Raw genomic sequence first — 19,909 nt, 5'->3', positions numbered from 1 at the left:
GCTGCCCACCCCTTTCGACCGGAACGCGACCCGCCCATGAAGAGCGCCCTCTTCGTTGACTTCGACAATGTGTTCTCTCAGCTGCGCCAGTTGCAGCCCGAGGCGGCCGAGCGCTTTGCCCGCCAGCCGACCGAGTGGCTGAACTGGTTGATCGCGTCGCTGGCGTTGCCCGAACCGCACGAGCCTGGCGCACGTCGGCGTTTGCTGGTGCGGCGCTGCTATCTCAACCCCAATTGGTACCAGAACTACCGCCACGCCTTCCTGCGCGCGGGCTTCGAGATCGTCGACTGCCCGCCCGTGACGCAGCAGGGCAAGACGAGCACCGACATCCACATGGTGCTCGATATCGTCGAGCTGCTGCAGCATGAAACGCACTACGACGAGTTCATCGTCTTCTCGGCAGACGCTGACTTCACGCCCGTGTTGCGCAAGCTGCGGCGCTACGACCGCCGCACCACGGTGCTGGCCATAGGCTTTCCGTCGGCGGCCTACCAAGCGTCGGCCGACCTGATGATCGACGAGCGTTTGTTCCTGCGGGAGGCGCTGGGCCTGGGGCAGCCCTCCGCGGAACTCGAACCTGTCGAGGCGCCCGCTGCGGAACCCTCGTTGCCGAGCGCCGTGGTGGCTGCAGCTGCCATGGTGCCTGTCTCGGCCGGCGTGGTGCCGCGGCCGGCCACACCGGCCGAGCTGGCGGACATCGCCTCGCGCATCTGGACCACGCTGGAGGCGTCGCCGGAGCCCGTCAGCGCCGGCAGGCTGGCGGCACAGCTGAGGCTGGAGCATCCCGCCGTCGTGGAGAACTGGAACGGCTGCGGCAGCTTCAAGGGGTTCTTCCGTTCGCTGGGCCTGTCGCGCGTGGTGTGGCTGAGCGGCTCCGGCGGACGCCTGGCCGATGCCACCCGGCACGACCTGGGCGAGGTGATGCCGGAGCAGGAAGCCGACTCACCGTGGGCCGGGCCGGACGGCAGCTTCGCGCTGATCCGCGAGGTCTGCACGCTGACCGGTGCGCCGATGCTGGCACCCCGCCACCTGCGGCAAGTCATTTCGACGCTGGCCGAGGAACTGGCCAATGCGCCGTTTGACCTGGCGACGACCACCCAGCGCGTCAGCGACCGCTGCCTGGACGACCTGGGCCTGCGCGTGCGGCGCCGCGACGTGACTTTCATCGTGCGCGGCATGCAGTTGAATGGTCACGTCTTTGGTCAGGGCCGCGATGACACGCTCACGCTGACGCAGCGGCTGCTGCATCAGATGCTGTTCCTGTGCGAGCGCGAACAGAAGCTGCTCACGGCAGGCGAGGCCGAACAGATCGCGCAATGGGTGGGCGCCGCTGACTCGCTGACCCGCTGATGTCCTGCAATGGCAGTCAACGGCCGGAGGGCCTGCTGCGCTATCGTGACAGCCTCGTTGTTGGAGCCTCCTGCATGTCCTTGCTTCGCCGTGCCTTGCTGCTGACCGTCGTCGCCGGCCTCGCCACGCCTGCCTTTGCCTTGCGCTACGAAGGCCAGGACTTCGCCGACACGTTGCCGCTGGGCGGCAGCACGCTGCAGCTCAATGGCGTCGGCGCCAAGGTGTTCGTCATGCGGTATTCGGCCTATGTCGCTGCGCTCTACCTGCCGCAGAAGGCCGGCACGGCCGAGGCGGTCTACGCGCAGACCGGCCCCAAGCGCGTGGAGCTGCGCATCACGATCCCCCTCGTGAAGGACGTGTCGACGCAGGAATTCGTCAAGGCGATCAACAAGGGCGTCAGCCGCAATTCCACGGAGGCCGAGAAGGCGGCGCTGGAGGAGCGCCTGAAGCAGTTCAACGCCGCCATCACCGAGGTCGGTCGCGTGAAGAAGGGGGACGTACTGGTCATCGACTACCTGCCGGCCCAGGGCGGCACGGTGCTGACCGTCAACGGCAAGGTGTGGGGCAAGCCGGTCGAGGGCCACGACTTCTACACGGCCTTCCTGAAGGTCTTCATCGGCGATCACAACAGCGACGGGAAACTGCGCGCCGGGCTGCTGGGTCAGCCGGCCCAGCCGGGCTAGCATCGCGCTCCTCAAACAAGAGGAGACCGACCCGATGCAACGCCGTTCCGTCCTCCAGGCCGCCGCGCTGGCCACGCTGAGCCCGCTCGCTCGGGCCGATGGTTACCCAGCCAAGCCCGTTCGCCTCATCGTGCCGTTCGCCCCGGGCGGTACGACCGACATCATTGCCCGCATCATCTCGGAGCGCATGCCCACGCTGCTGGGCCAGACGATGGTGGTGGACAACAAGGCCGGGGGTGGCGGCACGGTCGGCGCGACCGAGATTGTTCGCGCCGTGCCGGACGGCTACACGCTGGGCGTGGCGACGGTGTCGACGACGGCGGCCAACCCCGCCATCAACCCCAGGATCACCTACAACCCGCTGACCGACTTCACGCCGATCATCAACGTCGCGGCCACGCCTAACATCATCGCGGTGCACCCGAGCTTTCCGGCGAGGGACTACAAGGGCTTCCTGGCCGAGCTCAAGAAGAACCCGGGCAAGCACAGCTACGCCACGTCCGGCACCGGCGGCATCGGCCACCTGCAGATGGAGCTGTACAAGTCGCTCGCCGGCGTGTTCGTGCTGCACATCCCGTACCGCGGCGCGGGGCCGGCGCTCAACGACACGGTGGCCGGCCAGGTGCCGATGATCTTCGACAACCTGCCGTCGGCGCTGGCCTTCATCAAGGACGGCCGGCTCATTCCCATCGTCGTGGCCGCGCCGCAGCGCGTCGCCGCGCTGCCCAACGTGCCGACCTTCAAGGAGGTGGGGCTGGAGCCCGTCAACCGGATGGCCTACTACGGCATTCACGGCCCCAAGGGGCTGCCCAAGGAGGTCGTGGACAAGGTGCATGCCGCGATGAAGAAGGCTGTCGAGATCCCCGACGTGAGAAAGCGCATCGAGGACACCGGCTCGCTGATCCTGGCCAACACGCCGGCGGAGTTCGCCGCGCAGATTGCCGCGGAGTTCGAGGTCTACAAGAAGGTCGTGGCCCAGCAAAAGTTGAAGCTTGACTGACCCCGCGATCGAGTCCTTCATCGAAGCGCTCTGGCTGGAAGACGGTCTGAGCGCCAACACGCAAGCGGCCTACCGGCGCGACCTGGTGGCGCTGGCCCGGTGGCTGGCGCCCACGCCACTGGACGCGTGCACCGAGGCGCAGCTGTTCGAGTACGCAGTAGCCCGACCCGCCGCCAAGGCGACCAGTGCGAACCGGCGGCTGTCGGTCTTCAAGCGCTATTTCCGCTGGGCGCTGCGCGAGGGGCGCATCACGGCGGACCCGACGCTCAAGCTGACCGCCGCCCGCCAGCCGCTGCGCGTGCCCAAGCTGCTCAGCGAGGCGCAGGTGAGCGCGCTGCTGGCTGCGCCAGACGTCAACACGGCGCTCGGCCTGCGCGACCGCGCGATGCTGGAGCTGATGTATGCCAGCGGGCTGCGCGTTAGCGAACTGGTGACGCTGAAGAGCGCGCACGTCGCGTTTAAGGACGCCGTGCTGCATGTCACCGGCAAGGGCAGCAAGAGCCGCCTCGTGCCCTTCGGAGAGCATGCGCGCGACTGGATGACCCGCTACCTGCGCGAGGCCCGCCCTGAGATCCTGGCTGGCCAGAGCAGCGATGACTTGTTCGTCACCGCGCGCGGTGCCGGCATGACGCGGCAGATGTTCTGGACGCTGATCAAGCGGCATGCGCTGACGGCCGGCATCACGGTGCCGCTGTCGCCCCACACGCTGAGGCACGCGTTCGCGACACATCTGCTCAACCATGGTGCGGACCTGCGTGCGGTGCAACTCCTTCTGGGGCATGCCGACCTGTCCACGACGCAGATCTACACCCATGTGGCGCGCGAGCGCCTGAAGGCGCTGCACGCGCAGCACCATCCCAGGGGCTGACCCCCCCCTCGCCCAGCCTCGCTCCGCTACACGCGGGCGACTCTCGTCGGTCCCCGCGGGGACGCCGATCCTTGCGACGCTGAGCCGCAGGCACCGCCGTCACGGGCCGGCTTGGGAGTAGCAAGGTAATCGGCCCCCACTACGCGGGTCGACGATGCGCTGCCCAGGACCAGGCACGGTTTTCGCGGTTCGGGTTGTGCCGCGGCTTCGTTCGCTCTGTTGGTTTCAAGCTGTCTGCCGCCCACAACATGGGTCTGCGCAGGCGCGACGCCGCGGCGCAAACTCCGCCGCCATCAAAACTTCACAAGAGTTCCCATGCAAGCCATCCGCCTGTCACCCACTGCCCTGGCCGTTGCCTGTCTCGTCGCTGCCTCACCCGCGCTTGCCCAGGAGGCCACCAGCCTCGAACGCGTCAGCGTCGTCGGCTCGCGCAGGACGCTGCCGGCCGCCTCCAGCACCGACACGCTGGTGCCGGTCGACATCTACTCGATGAACAAGGCGGCCGAGGGCGGCGGTCAGTTCGACCTGGCGCAGACGCTGCAATACCTGTCCCCGTCCTTCAATTCCACGCGGCAGACCGGCGCGGACGGCGCCGACCTGATCGACTCCGCCTCGCTGCGCGGCCTGGGCTCCGACCAGACACTGGTGCTCGTCAACGGTAAGCGCATGCACACGGTCGCGCTGGTCAACATCTTCGGCGCCCGCAACCGAGGCGCCACGGGCACCGACCTGAACACCATCCCGTTGCTGGCCATCGACAACGTGCAGGTGCTTCGCGATGGCGCGGCAGCGCAGTACGGCTCCGACGCGATTGCCGGCGTCATCAACATCCAGCTCAAGAAGAAGCCGGGCTGCGAGGCCGTGGCCGGCTACGGCCAGTACTCGGCCGGTGACGGCAAGAACTACCTCGCCACGGCCTACTGCGGCGTCAAGCTCGGCGACGGCACGCTGGGTGTCACCGGCGAGTGGCAAGACCGCGGCCGCTCCAACCGCGCGCGGCCGGAAGACTTCCCCCGCATCATTGGCGACACGAAGGTCAAGAACAAGACGCTGTACCTGAACGGCGAGTTCCCGATCACCGGCACCGACAAGCTCTACGTGACGGCCGGCGCGCAGAACCGCGATGCGTCCTCGGCCGCCTATGGCCGCGGCGGCGTGGACTCCAGCGACATCCCATTGCGCAACTCGGCGGCGATGTACCCGGACGGCTTCGTGCCCTTCATCAACGGCACCATCGAGGACCGGGCGCTGATCGTCGGCTGGCGTTCGCAGGTGGCCGGCTGGGACACCGATCTGTCGCAGACCTACGGCTCCAACCGGCTGCACTACGACGTTTCGAACACGTTGAACGCGTCCATTGCCAACAAGGACCTACTGGCTGGCGGCAAGGGCATCAGCCCGGACCATTTCGACGCCGGCGGCTTCGAGTTCAAGCAGGCGACGACCAACTTCGACGTGAGCCGCTTCTTTCCCGAGCTGCTGGGCGGCAGCAACATCGCGTTCGGCGCCGAGTACCGTTCGGAGCGCTACAACATCTTTGCCGGCGAGCCCGGCTCCTACATCGATGCCGATGGCCTGAATTTCGGCGGCAATGCGGGCAGCCAGGGCTTCCCCGGCTTCCAGCCCGCTGACGTGACGAACCGCCGGCGCAACAGCTATGCGATCTACGGCGACTGGGAAGCGAGCCTCTCGCCGGTGTTGACGATCGACGCCGCGTTGCGCGCCGAGCACTACAGCGACTTCGGCTCCAGCACCACCGGCAAGCTCTCAGGCAGCTACAAGTTGACGCCGGAATGGCTGTTGCGCGGTGCGGCAAGCACGGGTTTCCGTGCGCCCAGCCTGCAGCAGCTGTATTTCTCGTCCACGTTCACCGACTTCATCGGTGGCCGGCCGGTGCCGGTGCAGCTCGCGCCCAACGGCAGCGCCATCACGAATGCGGCTGGCGTGCCGCCGCTGAAGCAGGAAAAGTCCAAAAGCTTCTCGCTGGGCACGACCTTCAAGGCCGGGCGCGACTTCGACTTCACGGTGGACCTCTACCAGATCAACATCCGCGACCGCATCGTGCTGTCGGGCCGCTTCGACGCCAACAACTATCCCGAGCTGGCGCCGCTGCTGAACAGCCTGGGCGTCGAGCAGACGGCCTTTTTCGTCAACTCGGTCAACACGCGCACCCGCGGGTTGGACCTGACGGCGGCGTACCGCAACAAGCTCGGTGCAGGGCAGCTGAACACCTTCCTCGCGCTGAACGTCAGCCGCACGCGCGTCACGGCCGTCAATGCGCCGTCCAAACTGCAGCAGTTCACCGATGTGCTGCTGTCCGAGAAGGAGCGGCTCTATATCGAGCAGGGCGGCCCGCGCGCCAAGGCGACGCTGGGCTTCGAGTACAGCCAGGGCGCCTGGACGGGCGAAGCCAAGGTCATCCACTTCGGCAGCCAGACGCTGGGCACGTTCGACGGCCCGCCGGTGCCCAATGCGTACTACAAGCCCAAGACCTCGATGGACCTGGGCCTGTCGTGGCAGGTCACGCCCGCGCTGAAGTTCAGCGTGGGTGGCAACAACGTCTTCAACGTCAAGCCCACCAAGCAGGACCCGAACGAGACCGACAACAGCTTCCTCTATGAGAGCGTGCAGTTCGGCCTGAACGGGGCGTCCTACTACGCGCGGGCGCACTACCGGTTCTGACCGCGTCCCGGACAATCAGGGCGGATGGACCACAGTTTTCTCTCCGCCCTGATCCTGTTGCTGCTGGTGCTGGACCCGCTCGGCAGCCTGCCCATCTTCATTCCCATCATGCGGTCGGTGCCGCCGGAGCGCCGCACGCGCGTCGCTTTGCGCGAGGTGGGCATCGCCTTCAGCGTGCTGCTGGCGTTCATGTTCCTTGGCGACAGCTTCCTGCAGGTCATGCACCTTTCGGAGCGGTCGCTGGAGGTGGCCGGTGGGGTGATCCTGATGATCATCGCCATCCGCATGATCTTCGGCAGCTCCGGCGAGTCGGCCTACGGGCTGGAGCCCGGGCGTGAGCCGTTGATCTTCCCGCTGGCCGTGCCGCTGCTGGCCGGGCCTTCGGCGATGGCGACGGTGCTGCTGCTGGCGTCCCGCCAGCCGGACCGCATCGCCGAATGGGTCGGTGCGCTCAGCGCCGCGATGCTGATCTCGGGGCTGACGCTGGTGTTGGCCGACCGTATCCGCAAGCTGCTGGGGGACTCGGTCGTCTCTGCCATCGAGAAGCTGATGGGCCTCGTGCTGACGGCCATCGCCGTCGAGATGGTGCTCGCCGGCCTGAAGCGCTATTTCATCGGCGGGCTCTGACCGGGGTCAAGCCCGACAGCCCGGCGGGCTACTTGTTCTTCTTGGCTTCCTTGCCCTTCGGAATGACCGCGGTCATGGGCGCTACCGGCCGGTCGCTGCCTGCTGCTTTGCCCGGGCCGGTGTCCTTCTTCGGCTTCTTCGCCATCTTGTTGCTGCGCTGCTCTGTATTGGCCATGGGATCTCCGTGTGGGGTGAGAAGAAGCGGATAGCTGCGACTATGCCTCAGCGTCGTACGACGTCTTCGCGGCGCTGGCCTCCCATTCACGGGCGGTGATGTCATAGCGCTTGCAGTCCATGTCGTACCAGCGGCCGATGCCGGTGAACTGCATGCCGAGCCGTTCCATGACGGTCGATGAGGCGGCATTCGCCGGGTCGCACACGGCGCACACCCGCTCCGGCTTCAGCGTCGCAAAGGCCCAGCCGACCATGTGCCGCGCGGCCTCGCTGGCATAGCCCTGGCCCCACGCGTCGCGACGTAGGCGCCAGCCGGTTTCCAGCGGGCCGGCGGGGTCGCGGTTGAGGTGCTGGATGCAGCCGCTGCCAATGAAGGCGCCGTCTTCGCGCCGGATGAAACCCCACCACGAGTAGCCGAACTCGGCCCAACGGGACTTCACTTTGTCGATCATCCGCTGCGTGTCTGCCAGCGTGTCCGGCCGGCCGGTTATGTAGCGCATGACCTCCGGGTCGCGGTTCACCTCGTGCAGGCCATCCAGGTGGCGGTCATCCAGGGGCTCCAGCCGCAGTCGGGGCGTCAAGAGGATGGTCATGTGGAGGTCGTCGTGGGCAGCAAAACGTCATTGTCCCCAGCCAGTTCTCGCCATTCGAAAGTCACTTTTTATCTTGTGAAATGCACCCATGCTGCGTCGCCGCAATTTTTCTCATTATGGTGAATGTGATTTCATTATTTGGAAGTTGCAAGTTAACTTGTTGATTTTAATGAATAAGATTTTGTGTCTTCTATAAGACTTTGATAGCCGCAAAGCGGGCTGTGAAGACTACGCTTGTTCCATCTGCCGTTGATGTTCTTCAAGGAGTTGCCATGACCCGCCTGACCCGTGACCAACAAGCCGCCGCCCTCGAAAAGGACTGGGCCGAGAACCCGCGCTGGAAAGGTATCCAGCGCGGCTACAGCGCCGCCGACGTCGTTCGGCTGCGCGGTTCCGTCACCATCGAGCACACGCTGGCGCAGCGCGGTGCCGAGAAGCTGTGGGCGCTCGTCAACACCGAGCCCTTCGTCAATGCCCTCGGTGCGCTGACCGGCAACCAGGCCATGCAGCAGGTCAAGGCCGGGCTGAAGGCCATCTATCTGTCGGGCTGGCAGGTGGCGGGCGACGCCAACAGCAACGGCGAGATGTACCCCGACCAGTCGCTGTACTCGGTGGACTCCGTGCCCAAGGTCGTCCGCAAGATCAACGCGACGTTCAAGCGCGCGGACGAGATCCAATGGAGCGAAGGCAAGGACGACATCGACTACTTTGCTCCCATCGTGGCCGATGCCGAAGCCGGCTTCGGCGGCGTGCTGAATGCCTTCGAGTTGATGAAGGCCATGATCGAGGCCGGGGCCTCGGGCGTGCACTTCGAAGACCAGCTCGCGAGCGCCAAGAAATGCGGCCACATGGGCGGAAAGGTGCTGGTGCCCACGCGTGAAGCCGTCGCCAAGCTCGTCGCTGCGCGCCTGGCAGCCGACACGATGGGTGTGCCCACAGTGCTCGTGGCCCGTACCGACGCCGAAGCCGGCGACCTCGTCACCAGCGATATCGACGACAACGATAAGCCCTTCTGCACCGGCGAGCGCACCGTCGAAGGCTTCTACCGCACCCGCAACGGGCTGGATCAGGCCGTGAGCCGCGGCCTGGCCTACGCGCCTTATGCCGACCTGATCTGGTGCGAGACCGGCAAGCCCGACCTGGCCTACGCCAAGGCCTTTGCCGAGGCCATCCACGCCAAGTTCCCGGGCAAGCTGCTGGCCTACAACTGCTCGCCCAGCTTCAACTGGAAAAAGAACCTGGACGACGCGACGATCGCCCGCTTCCAGCGCGAGCTGGGCGCAATGGGCTACAAGTTCCAGTTCATCACGCTGGCCGGCTTCCACAGCCTGAACTACTCGATGTTCAACCTGGCCCACGGCTACGCGCGCAACCAGATGAGCGCCTTCGTGGAGCTGCAGGAGGCCGAGTTCGCCGCCGCGGAGAAGGGCTTCACCGCCGTCAAGCACCAGCGCGAGGTCGGCACGGGCTACTTCGACGCCGTCACCACCACCATCGAAGCCCAGGCCTCCACCGCGGCGCTGAAGGGCTCCACGGAGGACGAACAGTTCTTCGACGCCAAGCACGGTTGACGCATCCCCGTTGATCAGAGTCAGCTTCAACTCCTGACTTTTGGGCTCGCCGCTGGCGAGCCTTTTTTTCGCGGCAGCGAGGTGTCACGGTGCCGTCATGTTTTTGTCAAACACTGGCTGCCATGAACAACACAACAACAACAAAGTTCAACGCTGCCGCGCGGCTGGGCGCCTGGTGGGCCCGGCGGCGGGAGCCGGCGCGGCGCGAGGCGCTGCGCAGGCGCTGCCGGTCGGCCACTCTGGCCGCGATGCAGATTCCCGAGGCGGTGCGCGCCGCCTGGGCCCATCACGGCGGCGATGAGTTTCCCGGCCTGCGTCTCGACGGCGACACCTGGCTGCGCTGCACGCTGGGCCTGGCGCAGTTCTTCGAGGCCTGCCGTCTTCAACCCGGAGCATGCGCGCTCCCGAGCAAGGCCGCCGATTCGGTCTGGCATGTCTGGCTGGCGCTGGACCCGCAGGGGCTCGCGGCCTGGCAGCAGCGCTGCTTCGGCCGCGTCGTCGACCATCGGGAGGCGCAGGGGCTCGGGGTACCGCTCGACGAGGCGCTGGCGCGTACGTGGGTAGGCGCCTGCCGCAGCGAAGGGGTGAGCCCGCTGGGGCCGCGGCTGCCGCTGCTGTTCGCGCTCGATGGCCTGCTGGGGTTGCCGACCGGCTGGGCCTACCGGCATGAGGCCGGGCAGCTCGTGCACCGGCAGATCGACGGCTTCGGTCGCGCCGGCGGCAGCGCCGTCGTTCATGCCGCCGCCGGCGGCGGCAGCCTCGTCGCGCTGGGCCTGCTGAGCCACGCCGAGTACCAGGCGCTGCGGGCCCGCCGGGAAGGTGACAGCGGCAGCGTCGACGGGGACTTCTCCGCCAGCACCGGCGAAGCCGGCAGCGGCGATGGCGGCTGTGACGCAAGCAGCGACGGCGGCTGCAGCGGCGGTTCGAGCTGCGGCTCCAGCTGCGGCGGCGGTGGCGACTGAGCTGCCGCCCGCGACCGGCACTGGTCCCGGCAGGCCGTCGACAATGCGCCGGTCATGACGCCTCCCACCTCGTTGCTGACGCCCCGCATGGCGGGCGTCCTCGACCGCATCCACCGTGCCAACCGGCCGGCCTTTCACACGTTGACGCCCCGCGAGGCGCGCATCGCCTACCGCATGGGTGCCGAGATCCTCGACCTGCCGCGCGCACCGCTGCCGCGGGTGCAGGATCTGCAGGTGGCCGGCCGGCCCGCGCGGCTCTACGCGCCCAGCGATGCACGACTGCCCGTGCTGCTCTACCTGCACGGTGGCGGCTTCACGATCGGCGACCTGGAGACGCATGACAGCCTGTGCCGCCAGCTCAGCCTGCGCAGCGGCGCCGCGGTCGTCGCGCTGGACTACCGGCTGGCACCCGAGCACCGCTTTCCGGCCGCCGTCGACGATGCCTGGGCCGCGCTGGCCTGGCTGCACGACCACGCGGCGTCGCTCGGGCTGGACGGCGATCGGTTGGCGGTCGGCGGCGACAGTGCCGGCGGCACGCTGGCTGCGAGCTGCGCCTTCTTCGCCCGCGACCGCGGACTGCCGCTCGCGCTGCAGCTGCTCATCACGCCCGGCACGGCCAGCGGGGCCGATACCGCGTCGCACCGGCTGTTCGCCAACGGCTTTCTGCTCGATGCCGCCGGCATCGACTGGTTCTTCGGCCACTACATCGACCGCAGCCTGCGCCATGATTGGCGCTTCGCGCCGCTGGAGGCTGACGACCACGCCGGCCTGGCGCCTGCCTGCGTCGTGCTGGCTGAATGCGACCCGCTGGTCGACGAGGGGTTGGCCTATGCCGACATGCTGCGCGCCGCCGGCGTGGCGGTGGAACTGGAGCTTTTTCGCGGCGTGACGCACGATTTCATCAAGATGGGCCGCCACATTCCCGAAGCTTTGACGGCGCTCAATGCCTGCGCCGTCGTCATGAAGAAGCATCTGCAGCCATGAAACGCACCGACTTCCGCCACCTGGAACCCCTGCGCGTGCGCGGGGCCGAGATCGATGCCCAGGGCATCGTCTTCAACGGCCATTACCTCGGCTATGTCGATGCCGCGCTCAGCGGCTATTGGCGGGCGCTGGCTGTGCCCTATGCCGAGACGATGCGCAGCCTGGGGGGCGACTTCTTCATGCGCCGCTCCCTGCTGGACTACCGCGGCCAGGCCCGCCATGACGACCGGCTGGACGTGGGCATCCGCTGCCGGGAGTTCGGCAACAGCTCCATGATGATGGACGCCGCGGTCTTCCACGGCGACAAGATGCTCGTGCAGGCGGAGCTGATCTACGCCTTCGCCGACCCCGCCACGCAGACGCCGCTGCACCTGCCCGACGTGCTGCGCAGCCTCATCCAGGACTTCGAGGCCGGCCGGCCGGTCGTCGACGTGGCCCTGGGCGCCTGGGCTGAACTGGGCGAGCCGGCTACGGCGATCCGGCGCCAAGTGTTCATCGAGGAGCAGCACATCCCCGCCGACATGGAATGGGACAGTGCCGACGCCGGCTGCCAGCACGCGCTCGCGCGCAATCGCTTCGGCAAGCCACTGGCCACCGGCCGGTGGCTGGAGCATGTGCCGGGCGTCGCCAAGATCGGCCGCATGGCCGTGTTGCGCGCGATGCGCGACACCGGCATCGGCCGCCAGGTGCTGGACGCCTTGATGGCCGAGACCCGCCGCCAGGGCTACCGAGAGGTGCTGCTGCATGCGCAGCTGTCCGCCGAGAGCTTCTACCTGCGTGCCGGCTTCCAGCGCCGGGGTGAGCCGTTCGACGAAGCCGGCATCCGGCATGTGGAGATGGTCCGCGCGCTCTGACAGCCTCGGTCTGGTTCCGCTGAAAACTGTCTTGAGCTAGTCCCCCAGGGAGCTCCGGCCGGCGGAAGCAAGACTCCTAAATTGCCTTGAGCCACGGAGCCTTGGTGCGCTAGCAACTCTAAGAAGGTTGTCTTGAGCTATCGCCTGCAAGCACTTGTAGGGCGCCGGGGGGTAAGCGGCCGGCGATGTCACCTTGACAGGTCAGCGCACCGTCGCATCGGCCTCTAGGTTACGGCCGGCTGTACGACGACGCATTTCAGCCGGGTAGCTCTCGAACCCAAGCGATGCATATAGCGGTCGTGCGTCTGCTGTGGCGCCCAAGTTGAACTCGCGGACTCCGAGGGCTTCGCATTGGGCGAGGACCCGGTTTACGAGCGAACGCGCGATGCCCTGGCGGCGCCATGAATCGTCGGTGAACACATTGACGATGCGCGCCATTCGGCCACTTGGATTGGCCCTAGTTGGACCCCAGTCGAGAAGAACTGCGCCTGCGCCGCCTACGACGCCGCCCTGGATGACCGCAAACCAACCGATGTAGATGCCCGACTCAATGCGCGTCCCAACCCACGCCGCGTATCCAGCCTGTCGCTCGACATTGGGCATCGCGTAGTGCCCATGTGCAGCAATCTGCTCGGCGTCAGCGGCGGCGACTGACCGCATGTCCCACGCTTGTTGCATGTCCCGTTCTCGCTACTACTTGTGTCGCCAGACCTTGACCGCCGAGATGACGAGGATGGCGGCCAGCGCGGGCAGCAGTACGCCGTCCGGAACCACGCCAAGCAGTTGTCCACCAACCGCTGCGCCGACGACTGAGCCGACGGCCATGGCGAGTACGAAGCGACGGTTGTGGTGCAGCACCTCGAAGGCGATGTCCCGACTGAAGCGGATGAAGCCGACCACCATCGTCGGTAGGCTGATGGCCACCGACAGGCTTCCAGCGAGCTTGATGTCAGCGCCGAAGAGAAGGATGAGGGTGGGGATGAGGAGCTCGCCGCCCGCCACGCCCATCACTGCAGCGACGACGCCAATGACGAAGCCAGCCACCAGCCCGGCCACAACCTGAGCCGGGCCATGCAGCAACGCGCCATCCGAGTGGACGCCATGCGCGAACACCAGCACCACCGCGATGGCGAGCAGCATGATGCTGATGACCTGGTAGAGCCGCCGGTTGCTCAGCTTGGTTGCCCATCCCGCACCCAGCCATGCGCCGACCAGACTGCCGGCCAGCAGGTTGACGATGCTGGGCCAGTTCGCCGCAATCTCGTGCGCCGGTACGGTGCCCATGCGGAAGAACAAGGCGCTGGTGACCACGATGAGGCTCATGGCCTTGTTCAGGATGACCGCGTGAAGCGCGACGAAGCCGAACAGGCCAATGAGGATGGGCAGACGGAACTCGGCACCGCCCAGCCCGATGAGCCCGCCCAGGATGCCGACGGCAGCGCCGGCAAGGGAGGCGCTCAGTATGCGTCCGGGCATTACGTCCCGACGCATCTCACGGCTATGCAAAGAAGTCTGGCAGACTCAATCTCCTAATCGGATAGGGAGGACTTCATGCGCGTGTTGCCACGAGTCGGAATAGCTGCGATTTGCATGGCGAGCGCACCATGCTTCTCCCAATCCGGTGAGGCGGCCTCATGCGAGGCACTGCTCAAAGAAGTAGCACCGGTGGCTATTCAGATGCCGTACCGCGAGTTCGATCAGTCTCCGAACGGGTTTCGTAAGCTTGGCAACTGCTGGTTGGAGTCGGCCCGACTGCTCAAGCGTTACGCAGACAAGCAGGCGTACGAGGCGCGTGCCGTCCGTTGGCATCTGGCGCAGGCACTAGCGATGAGTGGCGACGCGTCGGCAGCAGCCGAGTCGGCACTACTGTCACTGAATCCACCAGAACTGGAGCAGAAATCCAGCTTCAGCTGGAACACCTATGCGCTCGCAACAATTGCGTTCCTGCGGAACGACCGCGCAGCATTTGACACGCAGTTGGAGGCGCAGCGCGCTGCAGCCGAAAAGCATCCAGAAAACCAAACCAATCTAAACGTCCTGAAGAACTTGGCGAGCTGTTTTGGTAAGCCTTACGCGGACTCGTACCCGGTATGCCGAACGGCGCCTTAGAGCACCGTCAACGCCATGAGCTGTTCGGATGCCACGTGTGGGGCAGCAAATCGCCGATTCGACTGGCCGGCTTCGTAGGCAGCCGATCCAGCACATCGCGCAGATACGCATACGGATCAAGCCCGTTGAGCTTGGCCGATTGGATGAGGCTCATCACTGCCGCGGCTCTCTTGCCCGCACGCAAGCTGCCGGCGAAGAGCCAGTTCTGCCGCCCCAGCGCAATGGGTCGGATGCGGTTCTCCACCCAGTTGTTGTCGATGGGCAGGTCGCCGTCATCGAGGTAGCGGGTCAGCGCCGCCCAGCGCTTGAGGCTGTAGTCGATGGCCCTGGCGGTGGCTGAGCCATCCGGCACGCGCTGGCGCTGCTGCCGCAGCCACTGGTTCATTGCATCGGCCAGCGGCCGGGCTGCTCGGCGGGCTTCAAGCCTGGCTTGGCTGTCGGCGTTGGCCGCAGCTCGCTCCACCTCGTAGAGTTGGCCGAAGAACTTCAGCGCCTGCTCGCCGACCTGACTGCCGTGGTTGGCCCAGAGCTCATGGAACTTGCGCCGCGCGTGCGCCATGCAGCCGACTTCAGTCACGCCCAGCTCGAAGCAAGCCTTGTAGCCTGCGAAGTCGTCACAGACGAGCTTGCCTTGCCAAGCCGGCTTGCTTGGCGTCCCGGGCAGCCCGAGGAAGTCGCGTGCGTGCTGGCCGCCACGGCTGTCGGCGAAGTCGAAGACGACGGCCTGCAGCGGGCTGAACTGCGTGGTGCAGTAGCTCCATAGGTAGGCGCGGTGTGTCTTGCCGTTGCCGGGCTTGAGCATGGCCACCGGCGTCTCGTCGGCATGCAGAACGGGCTGGCGCAGCAGTTCCGCAGCCAACGCGTCCACAAGCGGCTGCAGCTGCACGCCGCACTCGCCGACCCACTGCGCAAGTGTGGAGCGAGCGATGACGTGGCCGGCACGCTCGAAGATCGCCTCCTGCCGGTACAGCGGGAGGTGGTCCAGGTACTTGGCGATCAGCACCTGGGCCAGCAGGCCGGTCGTCGGCAAACCCTTGTCGATGATGTGCGGGGCGACTGGCGCTTGCACGATCCGCTCGCAGCACTTGCACACCCACTTGCCGCGGATATGGCGCTCAACCGTGAAGACGCCGGGCTGGTAGTCGAGCTTCTCGGCGACGTCTTCGCCGATGCGCTGCATGGCTTGGCCGCAGCCACAGGTGGTGTTCTCCGGCTCGTGGCACACGTCGCGGCGCGGCAGATGCGGCGGCAGCTTCTCGCGGCGGGGTTGTTGCCGATCACCAGCGGCGCGACCTGGCTGCAGCGCCTCAATCTCGGCGGCCACGGCCGCCAGGTCGCTGTCCAGCGTCTCGTCCAGCAGGCTCTTCTGCTCAGCGCTGAACCTCTCGCTCTGCGCTGCGAACTTCAGCCGCTTGAGGATGGCGTTCTCGTGCGTGAGCTTCTCGATGACGGCCTGCTTGAACGCGGCATCGGCGCGTGCGGCCCGAAGGGCATCGCGCAGTTGATGGGCATCGAGCGAGTCGAGGTCGTCGGCAATCACGAGTGGTGATGCTGCCCGCCGTGCACCTCGCCGCCCATCGGCAGATGCCGCAATGGACGCGGAGCTACAGCAGCGTGATGACGCCGGCCTCGCCGACGTGCTGCCAGGGCAGGCCGAGCACCAGGGCGTCGAACTGAGTGCGGCTCAGGCTCAGCGTGCCGGTCACGTCGCGGGGCCAGACGAAGCGGCCCGCGTTGAGGCGGCGAGCTGCCAGCCACACGCCGATGCCGTCGTGCACGAGCACCTTCATCCGGTTGGCCCGGCGATTGACGAACAGGTAGGCGTGGTGGGGCCGGGCAGCACCGAAGACGGCGACAACGCGGCGCAGGGCGGCCTCGGTGCCGGCTCGCATGTCCAGAGGCTCAACCGCCAGCCACAGCGCGTCGACCCGGATCAACGCAGCATCTCGCGCAGCCAAGCGGCACAGGCCGTAGCGCCACTCATCGGCCAGCGCACGCGGACGTGGACCAGGCCGCGCTGCAGCTCCAGTTCGATGGATTGCGGCGGATCAGATGGCGGGACTTCCGCGACGACCGACACGGGGACGAAGGCGGGGTGAGCGTCCAGGGACACCACCTTTCGCGCTGATAGCGATCGCGTGAACATGGCGTCCACCTGATTTTGGTGGACACCTATGCATCCCAATAGTCGGCCAGGCGCGAGGCGCGTGCATTCGGCGGAGTTCAAGGCGAAGGTCCTGGCGCAGTGCGCGCAGCCCGGCGCGTCGATCGCTGCGGTGGCGATGACCAACGGACTGAACGCGAACCTGGTGCGCAAGTGGCTGGCGGGCCGAGGCCTGAAGCGCGAGGGCCTGACGCAGTCCGGCGCAGGCCGGCCGGCGATGTCGCTGGGCGCTGCCGCGCCAGCGTCGTTGCCGGCGATGCGCTTCGTGCCGGTGGAACTGGCTGACACGAGCCGCGGCGATGACGCGGGCGTGGTCCCAGGCCCTGCGCCCACGACCGAAGCGGCGCACATCGAGGTCGAACTGCGCCGCGGCGCAGCGAGTCTGGCCGTGCGATGGCCGGCATCCCAAGCGAGCGGCTGCGCGGGCTGGTTGCGTGAGTGGGCCGGCGTGCTGCTGCAGGGATGAGCCGACCATGATCCGCATCGATGCGCTGTGGCTGTGCACGCAGCCGCAGGACATGCGCGCCGGCGCCGAGCGGCTGCTGGCGACGGTGGTGAACACGGTGGGCGGCGCTACAGCCCATCACGGTTACCTGTTCGCCAATGCGCGGGCCACGCGGCTGAAGCTCGTGGTGCACGACGGCTTCGGGGTGTGGTGCGCGACGCGGCGACTGCACGCCGGGCGCTTCGTGTGGGCGAGCACAGCCACGGCCGGCGCGGCGCCGCTGCAGCTGACGGCGCCGCAGTTCGAGGCGCTGGTGGTGGGGCTGCCATGGCAGCGGCTGCCCGAGCTGGGGGTGATCCGTCGTGCGTGAGCTCGACGTCGCAGTCGTGACCGTGATCGTGTCGATGATCGCAACGGTGCTTGCGCCAATGGTGAGGGCGTGGCGCAGGCGGCAAGATGCCGGACATGCTGGGTCTGAGCGACATGCCCGATATCGACGAGCGAGCGCTGCCGGCGCCGGTGCAAGCGGCACTGGCGCAGATGCGCCAGTACATCGAGCGCCAGGCCCACGAGATCGACCAGCGGGGCGCCGAGATCGAACGCCGGGACGACGAGATCCGACGCCGGGACGCCGAGATCGAGCGCAAGCAAAAAGAGATCGCCTGGCGCGATACCCAGCTGGAGAAGATCAAGCTCGAAGTGGCCCGGCTCAAGCGCTGGCAGTTCGACGCCAAGAGCGAGGCGATGACGGCGCAGCAGCGCGCGCTGTTCGCCGAGACGCTCGCGGAGGACGAGGCCGACTTGCGCGCGAAGCTGGCGGCGCTACAGGGCAAGCTGCCCGCCACGCCGGCGGTTCCCAAGGATCCGCTGCGGCGGCCGCGCCGCCAGGCGCTGCCCGAGCATCTGCAGCGCGTGGAGCACCGCCATGAGCCGGCCGACACCGCCTGCCCCAACGCGGGGTGCGGCGCGCCGATGCAGCGCGTGGGCGAGGACATCAGCGAGAAGCTGGACATCATCCCCGCGCAGTTCTTCGTGCACCGCCACATCTACGGCAAGTGGGCGTGCCGGTGCTGCCAGACCTTGACTCAGGAGCCGGCCGAACCCGACGTGATCGATGGCGGCATCCCGGCCAGCGGGCTGGTGGCGCACACGCTGATCAGCCGCTTCGCCGACCACCTGCCGTACTACCGGCAGGAGGCCATCAATGCGCGCTCAGGGGTGCACACGCCGCGCTCGACGCTGGCGGCGTGGGCTGGGGCGGGCGGCGCGGCGCTGCAGCCGCTGTACGAGGCGCACAAGCGCTTCGTGCTCGGCGCGGCCGTGCTGCATGCCGATGAGACGCCGGTCCCACTGCTCGATCCGGGCTCGGGCAAGACCAAGAAGGGCTACATCTGGGCCTATGCCCGCAGCGTGCTGGAGGGGCCGCCTGGGGTGATCTACGAGTTCTGCACCGGCCGCGGGGCGCAGTTCCCGCGGGACTTCCTGGGCGGGCGCTCCCCGCCTTATGCCGAGCCCGCGTGGAAGGGCACGCTGGTGTGCGACCAGTACTCGGGATACGGGCCTGTGCTCGACCCCATGAACCACCCTGGACGCCGGGCGGCCGGGTGCGCCGCGCATGCCCGACGCAAGTTCGAGGAGCTCGCGCAGCGCAATGCTGGTGCCAGCCCCGTGGCGCAGGAGGCGCTACAGCGCTGGGCGAGGATCTACCACGTCGAGAGTCAGCTCGTGGAGCTCAGCCCCGAGGCGCGCCTGGAGGGGCGCCAGCGGCTGAGCCAGCCGTTGTGGGAAGAGATGCAGGCGTGGCTGCAGCTTGAGCGGGGCCGTGTGCTCGACGGCAGCGCCATCGCGCAAGCCATCGACTACAGCCTCAACCACTGGAGCGAGCTGACGCTGCATCTGGGTGATGCGCGCGTGCCGATGGACAACAACCTCATCGAGCGGCAGATCAAGCCCTGGAAAGTGGGCTCGAAGAACTGGTTGTTCTTAGGCAGCGAACTCGCCGGACAGCGCGCGGCCGTGGTCCAGAGCTTGGTTCAGTCAGCCAAGCTCCACAAGCTCGATCCCTGGGCCTACTTGCGCGACGTGCTTGGGCGTATCCACAGCCATCCGGCCCACCGCATCGACGAGCTGTTGCCGCATCGCTGGCAACCGAGCTGAGGTCGCGCGCGGCCCCATCGACGACGTCAGGCCGCCGGGACTGTCCTGCGGTCCTGCGGTCCTGCGACCTGGGGGGCAGACATCCTCCAAGGCTTGACGCCGCGGTCAATGTGGCTCAACCAGACGCTCACAAGGCGGGTGCGCTGCGAACCTCTCCGTCGTCAGCAGCCAGGCGCCGCCACTTGTGAACGAGATTGGCGTTGAGGCCGTAGCTCATCGCCACTTGGGCCACGGACGCGCCTGGGGCTGCGCATGCAGCGATGACTTGCCGCTTCAGCTCTGAATCGTGACGCCGGCGGCGGGCCGGCTTGGCGTCAGACATGGTGTCCACCTAACTTGTTTGGTGGGCACCATCGTGTCTGCCGGCCACGCGCCGTTCAAGGTGAGTTGGCCGGACGGATACGGCGCTCAGGATGCGTTGCGGGCTCTCAGCAATGATGGTCGTCATGGACCAAGATTGTGAAGTGCCCTGAAGGACGTCTACCTCGCCCAACGATGCGGCAGCAACTCGTCGATGCGACTGGCGGAGTGCGTGGGCAGGCGCTCCAGGACATCCTTGAGATAGGCGTAGGGGTCGTGCCCGTTCAGCCGCGCTCGGAGTTCCGGACCTTGCAAGGTACCAGTCTGCGCTTGAAAAGACTGCAAGCTAGGGACGGCCGTGAAAAACGTCCTCGCTGCCTGTTGCG

General features: G+C 67.1%; 22 protein-coding genes and 1 pseudogene. 14 read left to right on the top strand and 9 right to left on the bottom strand.

Going from position 1 to position 19,909, the window contains the following annotated elements; genetic code table 11:
* The first annotated feature begins 36 nt into the window (after positions 1-36).
* The 6 genes from LXT13_RS12655 (at position 37) to LXT13_RS12630 (ending at position 7,210) form a co-directional block, all read left to right on the top strand.
* On the top strand, positions 37-1,350 hold the full coding sequence (locus LXT13_RS12655) for an NYN domain-containing protein (RefSeq protein WP_233372283.1): 1,314 nt from the start codon (positions 37-39) through the stop codon (positions 1,348-1,350).
* A gap of 74 nt (positions 1,351-1,424) precedes the next feature.
* A complete protein-coding gene (locus LXT13_RS12650; protein ID WP_233372282.1) occupies positions 1,425-2,033 on the top strand; it encodes a chalcone isomerase family protein in 609 nt (202 codons plus the stop codon).
* 34 nt (positions 2,034-2,067) lie between these two features.
* Positions 2,068-3,033: a tripartite tricarboxylate transporter substrate binding protein BugE gene (locus LXT13_RS12645; RefSeq protein ID WP_233372281.1), complete on the top strand. Its 966-nt coding sequence runs from the start codon at positions 2,068-2,070 to the stop codon at positions 3,031-3,033.
* Positions 3,026-3,901 (top strand): site-specific tyrosine recombinase XerD, encoded by an 876-nt coding sequence (xerD, locus tag LXT13_RS12640; RefSeq protein WP_233372280.1) that lies wholly within the window; start codon positions 3,026-3,028, stop codon positions 3,899-3,901. The genes LXT13_RS12645 and xerD overlap by 8 nt, the downstream gene beginning before the upstream one ends.
* A gap of 315 nt (positions 3,902-4,216) precedes the next feature.
* A complete protein-coding gene (locus LXT13_RS12635) occupies positions 4,217-6,583 on the top strand; it encodes a TonB-dependent receptor plug domain-containing protein (RefSeq protein ID WP_233372279.1) in 2,367 nt (788 codons plus the stop codon).
* Between the two features lie 24 nt (positions 6,584-6,607).
* Positions 6,608-7,210, top strand: a complete 603-nt coding sequence (locus LXT13_RS12630) for a MarC family protein (protein ID WP_233372278.1) — start codon at positions 6,608-6,610, stop codon at positions 7,208-7,210.
* A 28-nt stretch (positions 7,211-7,238) separates the two neighbouring features.
* On the opposite strand, the gene LXT13_RS12625 is transcribed toward LXT13_RS12630, so the two are convergent.
* Positions 7,239-7,385: a hypothetical protein gene (locus tag LXT13_RS12625; RefSeq protein ID WP_233372277.1), complete on the bottom strand. Its 147-nt coding sequence runs from the start codon at positions 7,383-7,385 to the stop codon at positions 7,239-7,241.
* Positions 7,386-7,425: 40 nt separating this feature from the next.
* A complete protein-coding gene (locus tag LXT13_RS12620) occupies positions 7,426-7,977 on the bottom strand; it encodes a GNAT family N-acetyltransferase (RefSeq protein ID WP_233372276.1) in 552 nt (183 codons plus the stop codon).
* Between the two features lie 272 nt (positions 7,978-8,249).
* Between LXT13_RS12620 and aceA the strand changes: the two genes are divergently transcribed.
* The 4 genes from aceA (at position 8,250) to LXT13_RS12600 (ending at position 12,348) form a co-directional block, all read left to right on the top strand.
* The gene (gene aceA / locus LXT13_RS12615; RefSeq protein ID WP_419964667.1) at positions 8,250-9,548 is read left to right on the top strand and encodes an isocitrate lyase; all 1,299 of its coding nucleotides are present in this window, start codon (positions 8,250-8,252) and stop codon (positions 9,546-9,548) included.
* A gap of 122 nt (positions 9,549-9,670) precedes the next feature.
* Positions 9,671-10,510: a hypothetical protein gene (locus LXT13_RS12610; protein ID WP_233372275.1), complete on the top strand. Its 840-nt coding sequence runs from the start codon at positions 9,671-9,673 to the stop codon at positions 10,508-10,510.
* A 54-nt stretch (positions 10,511-10,564) separates the two neighbouring features.
* The gene (locus LXT13_RS12605) at positions 10,565-11,494 is read left to right on the top strand and encodes an alpha/beta hydrolase (protein WP_233372274.1); all 930 of its coding nucleotides are present in this window, start codon (positions 10,565-10,567) and stop codon (positions 11,492-11,494) included.
* The gene (locus tag LXT13_RS12600) at positions 11,491-12,348 is read left to right on the top strand and encodes a GNAT family N-acetyltransferase (protein ID WP_233372273.1); all 858 of its coding nucleotides are present in this window, start codon (positions 11,491-11,493) and stop codon (positions 12,346-12,348) included. The genes LXT13_RS12605 and LXT13_RS12600 overlap by 4 nt, the downstream gene beginning before the upstream one ends.
* Before the next feature lie 201 nt (positions 12,349-12,549).
* Here LXT13_RS12600 and LXT13_RS12595 read toward each other — a convergent pair whose 3' ends face one another.
* Positions 12,550-13,026, bottom strand: coding sequence for a GNAT family N-acetyltransferase (locus tag LXT13_RS12595; protein ID WP_233372272.1), 477 nt, complete (start codon positions 13,024-13,026; stop codon positions 12,550-12,552).
* Positions 13,027-13,041: 15 nt separating this feature from the next.
* Complete coding sequence (locus LXT13_RS12590) at positions 13,042-13,824, bottom strand: sulfite exporter TauE/SafE family protein (RefSeq protein WP_233372271.1); 783 nt, start codon at positions 13,822-13,824, stop codon at positions 13,042-13,044.
* A gap of 189 nt (positions 13,825-14,013) precedes the next feature.
* Here LXT13_RS12590 and LXT13_RS12585 point away from each other — a divergent pair, with 189 nt between their 5' ends.
* On the top strand, positions 14,014-14,457 hold the full coding sequence (locus LXT13_RS12585) for a hypothetical protein (protein ID WP_233372270.1): 444 nt from the start codon (positions 14,014-14,016) through the stop codon (positions 14,455-14,457).
* A 7-nt stretch (positions 14,458-14,464) separates the two neighbouring features.
* Here LXT13_RS12585 and tnpC (LXT13_RS12580) read toward each other — a convergent pair whose 3' ends face one another.
* From tnpC (LXT13_RS12580) to LXT13_RS12570, 3 genes are all read right to left on the bottom strand, one after another.
* Complete coding sequence (tnpC, locus tag LXT13_RS12580; RefSeq protein ID WP_233372390.1) at positions 14,465-15,958, bottom strand: IS66 family transposase; 1,494 nt, start codon at positions 15,956-15,958, stop codon at positions 14,465-14,467.
* A gap of 103 nt (positions 15,959-16,061) precedes the next feature.
* Positions 16,062-16,394, bottom strand: a complete 333-nt coding sequence (gene tnpB, locus LXT13_RS12575) for an IS66 family insertion sequence element accessory protein TnpB (protein ID WP_255719436.1) — start codon at positions 16,392-16,394, stop codon at positions 16,062-16,064.
* A complete protein-coding gene (locus LXT13_RS12570; protein ID WP_233372268.1) occupies positions 16,391-16,603 on the bottom strand; it encodes a hypothetical protein in 213 nt (70 codons plus the stop codon). Before LXT13_RS12570 ends, tnpB (LXT13_RS12575) begins: the two co-directional genes overlap by 4 nt.
* A 61-nt stretch (positions 16,604-16,664) precedes the next feature.
* Between LXT13_RS12570 and LXT13_RS12565 the strand changes: the two genes are divergently transcribed.
* The 3 genes from LXT13_RS12565 to tnpC (LXT13_RS12555) all read left to right on the top strand — a co-directional run bounded on the left by LXT13_RS12565 (position 16,665) and on the right by tnpC (LXT13_RS12555) (position 19,223).
* Complete coding sequence (locus LXT13_RS12565) at positions 16,665-17,087, top strand: transposase (protein ID WP_233372267.1); 423 nt, start codon at positions 16,665-16,667, stop codon at positions 17,085-17,087.
* Between the two features lie 7 nt (positions 17,088-17,094).
* The gene (gene tnpB, locus LXT13_RS12560; protein ID WP_233372266.1) at positions 17,095-17,436 is read left to right on the top strand and encodes an IS66 family insertion sequence element accessory protein TnpB; all 342 of its coding nucleotides are present in this window, start codon (positions 17,095-17,097) and stop codon (positions 17,434-17,436) included.
* Between the two features lie 95 nt (positions 17,437-17,531).
* The gene (gene tnpC / locus LXT13_RS12555) at positions 17,532-19,223 is read left to right on the top strand and encodes an IS66 family transposase (RefSeq protein WP_233372265.1); all 1,692 of its coding nucleotides are present in this window, start codon (positions 17,532-17,534) and stop codon (positions 19,221-19,223) included.
* Positions 19,224-19,350: 127 nt separating this feature from the next.
* Here the strand turns inward: tnpC (LXT13_RS12555) and LXT13_RS12550 are convergent, their stop codons facing one another.
* Entirely contained in the window at positions 19,351-19,545 is a 195-nt protein-coding gene (locus tag LXT13_RS12550; RefSeq protein ID WP_233372264.1) for a transposase, read from the bottom strand.
* 158 nt (positions 19,546-19,703) lie between these two features.
* Positions 19,704-19,817, bottom strand: a pseudogene (locus LXT13_RS12545) (transposase domain-containing protein); the annotation flags it as partial.
* Between the last annotated feature and the right edge of the window lie 92 nt (positions 19,818-19,909).

Source organism: Pelomonas cellulosilytica, assembly GCF_021353265.1.
GTDB classification, from domain to species: Bacteria; Pseudomonadota; Gammaproteobacteria; order Burkholderiales; family Burkholderiaceae_C; genus Pelomonas; species Pelomonas cellulosilytica.
This window is presented reverse-complemented; position numbering and strand designations above follow the sequence as displayed.

Bases quoted from the DNA above. Each gene is read 5' to 3' on its own strand.
- LXT13_RS12655 (WP_233372283.1), top strand. From the start codon at position 37: ATGAAGAGCGCCCTCTTCGTTGACTTCGACAATGTGTTCTCTCAGCTG.
- LXT13_RS12650 (WP_233372282.1), top strand. From the start codon at position 1,425: ATGTCCTTGCTTCGCCGTGCCTTGCTGCTGACCGTCGTCGCCGGCCTC.
- LXT13_RS12645 (WP_233372281.1), top strand. From the start codon at position 2,068: ATGCAACGCCGTTCCGTCCTCCAGGCCGCCGCGCTGGCCACGCTGAGC.
- LXT13_RS12635 (WP_233372279.1), top strand. From the start codon at position 4,217: ATGCAAGCCATCCGCCTGTCACCCACTGCCCTGGCCGTTGCCTGTCTC.
- LXT13_RS12630 (WP_233372278.1), top strand. From the start codon at position 6,608: ATGGACCACAGTTTTCTCTCCGCCCTGATCCTGTTGCTGCTGGTGCTG.
- LXT13_RS12625 (WP_233372277.1), bottom strand. From the start codon at position 7,385: ATGGCCAATACAGAGCAGCGCAGCAACAAGATGGCGAAGAAGCCGAAG.
- LXT13_RS12620 (WP_233372276.1), bottom strand. From the start codon at position 7,977: ATGACCATCCTCTTGACGCCCCGACTGCGGCTGGAGCCCCTGGATGAC.
- aceA (WP_419964667.1), top strand. From the start codon at position 8,250: ATGACCCGCCTGACCCGTGACCAACAAGCCGCCGCCCTCGAAAAGGAC.
- LXT13_RS12610 (WP_233372275.1), top strand. From the start codon at position 9,671: ATGAACAACACAACAACAACAAAGTTCAACGCTGCCGCGCGGCTGGGC.
- LXT13_RS12605 (WP_233372274.1), top strand. From the start codon at position 10,565: ATGACGCCTCCCACCTCGTTGCTGACGCCCCGCATGGCGGGCGTCCTC.
- LXT13_RS12600 (WP_233372273.1), top strand. From the start codon at position 11,491: ATGAAACGCACCGACTTCCGCCACCTGGAACCCCTGCGCGTGCGCGGG.
- LXT13_RS12595 (WP_233372272.1), bottom strand. From the start codon at position 13,026: ATGCAACAAGCGTGGGACATGCGGTCAGTCGCCGCCGCTGACGCCGAG.
- LXT13_RS12590 (WP_233372271.1), bottom strand. From the start codon at position 13,824: ATGCCCGGACGCATACTGAGCGCCTCCCTTGCCGGCGCTGCCGTCGGC.
- LXT13_RS12570 (WP_233372268.1), bottom strand. From the start codon at position 16,603: ATGTTCACGCGATCGCTATCAGCGCGAAAGGTGGTGTCCCTGGACGCT.
- tnpB (WP_233372266.1), top strand. From the start codon at position 17,095: ATGATCCGCATCGATGCGCTGTGGCTGTGCACGCAGCCGCAGGACATG.
- tnpC (WP_233372265.1), top strand. From the start codon at position 17,532: ATGCTGGGTCTGAGCGACATGCCCGATATCGACGAGCGAGCGCTGCCG.
- LXT13_RS12550 (WP_233372264.1), bottom strand. From the start codon at position 19,545: ATGTCTGACGCCAAGCCGGCCCGCCGCCGGCGTCACGATTCAGAGCTG.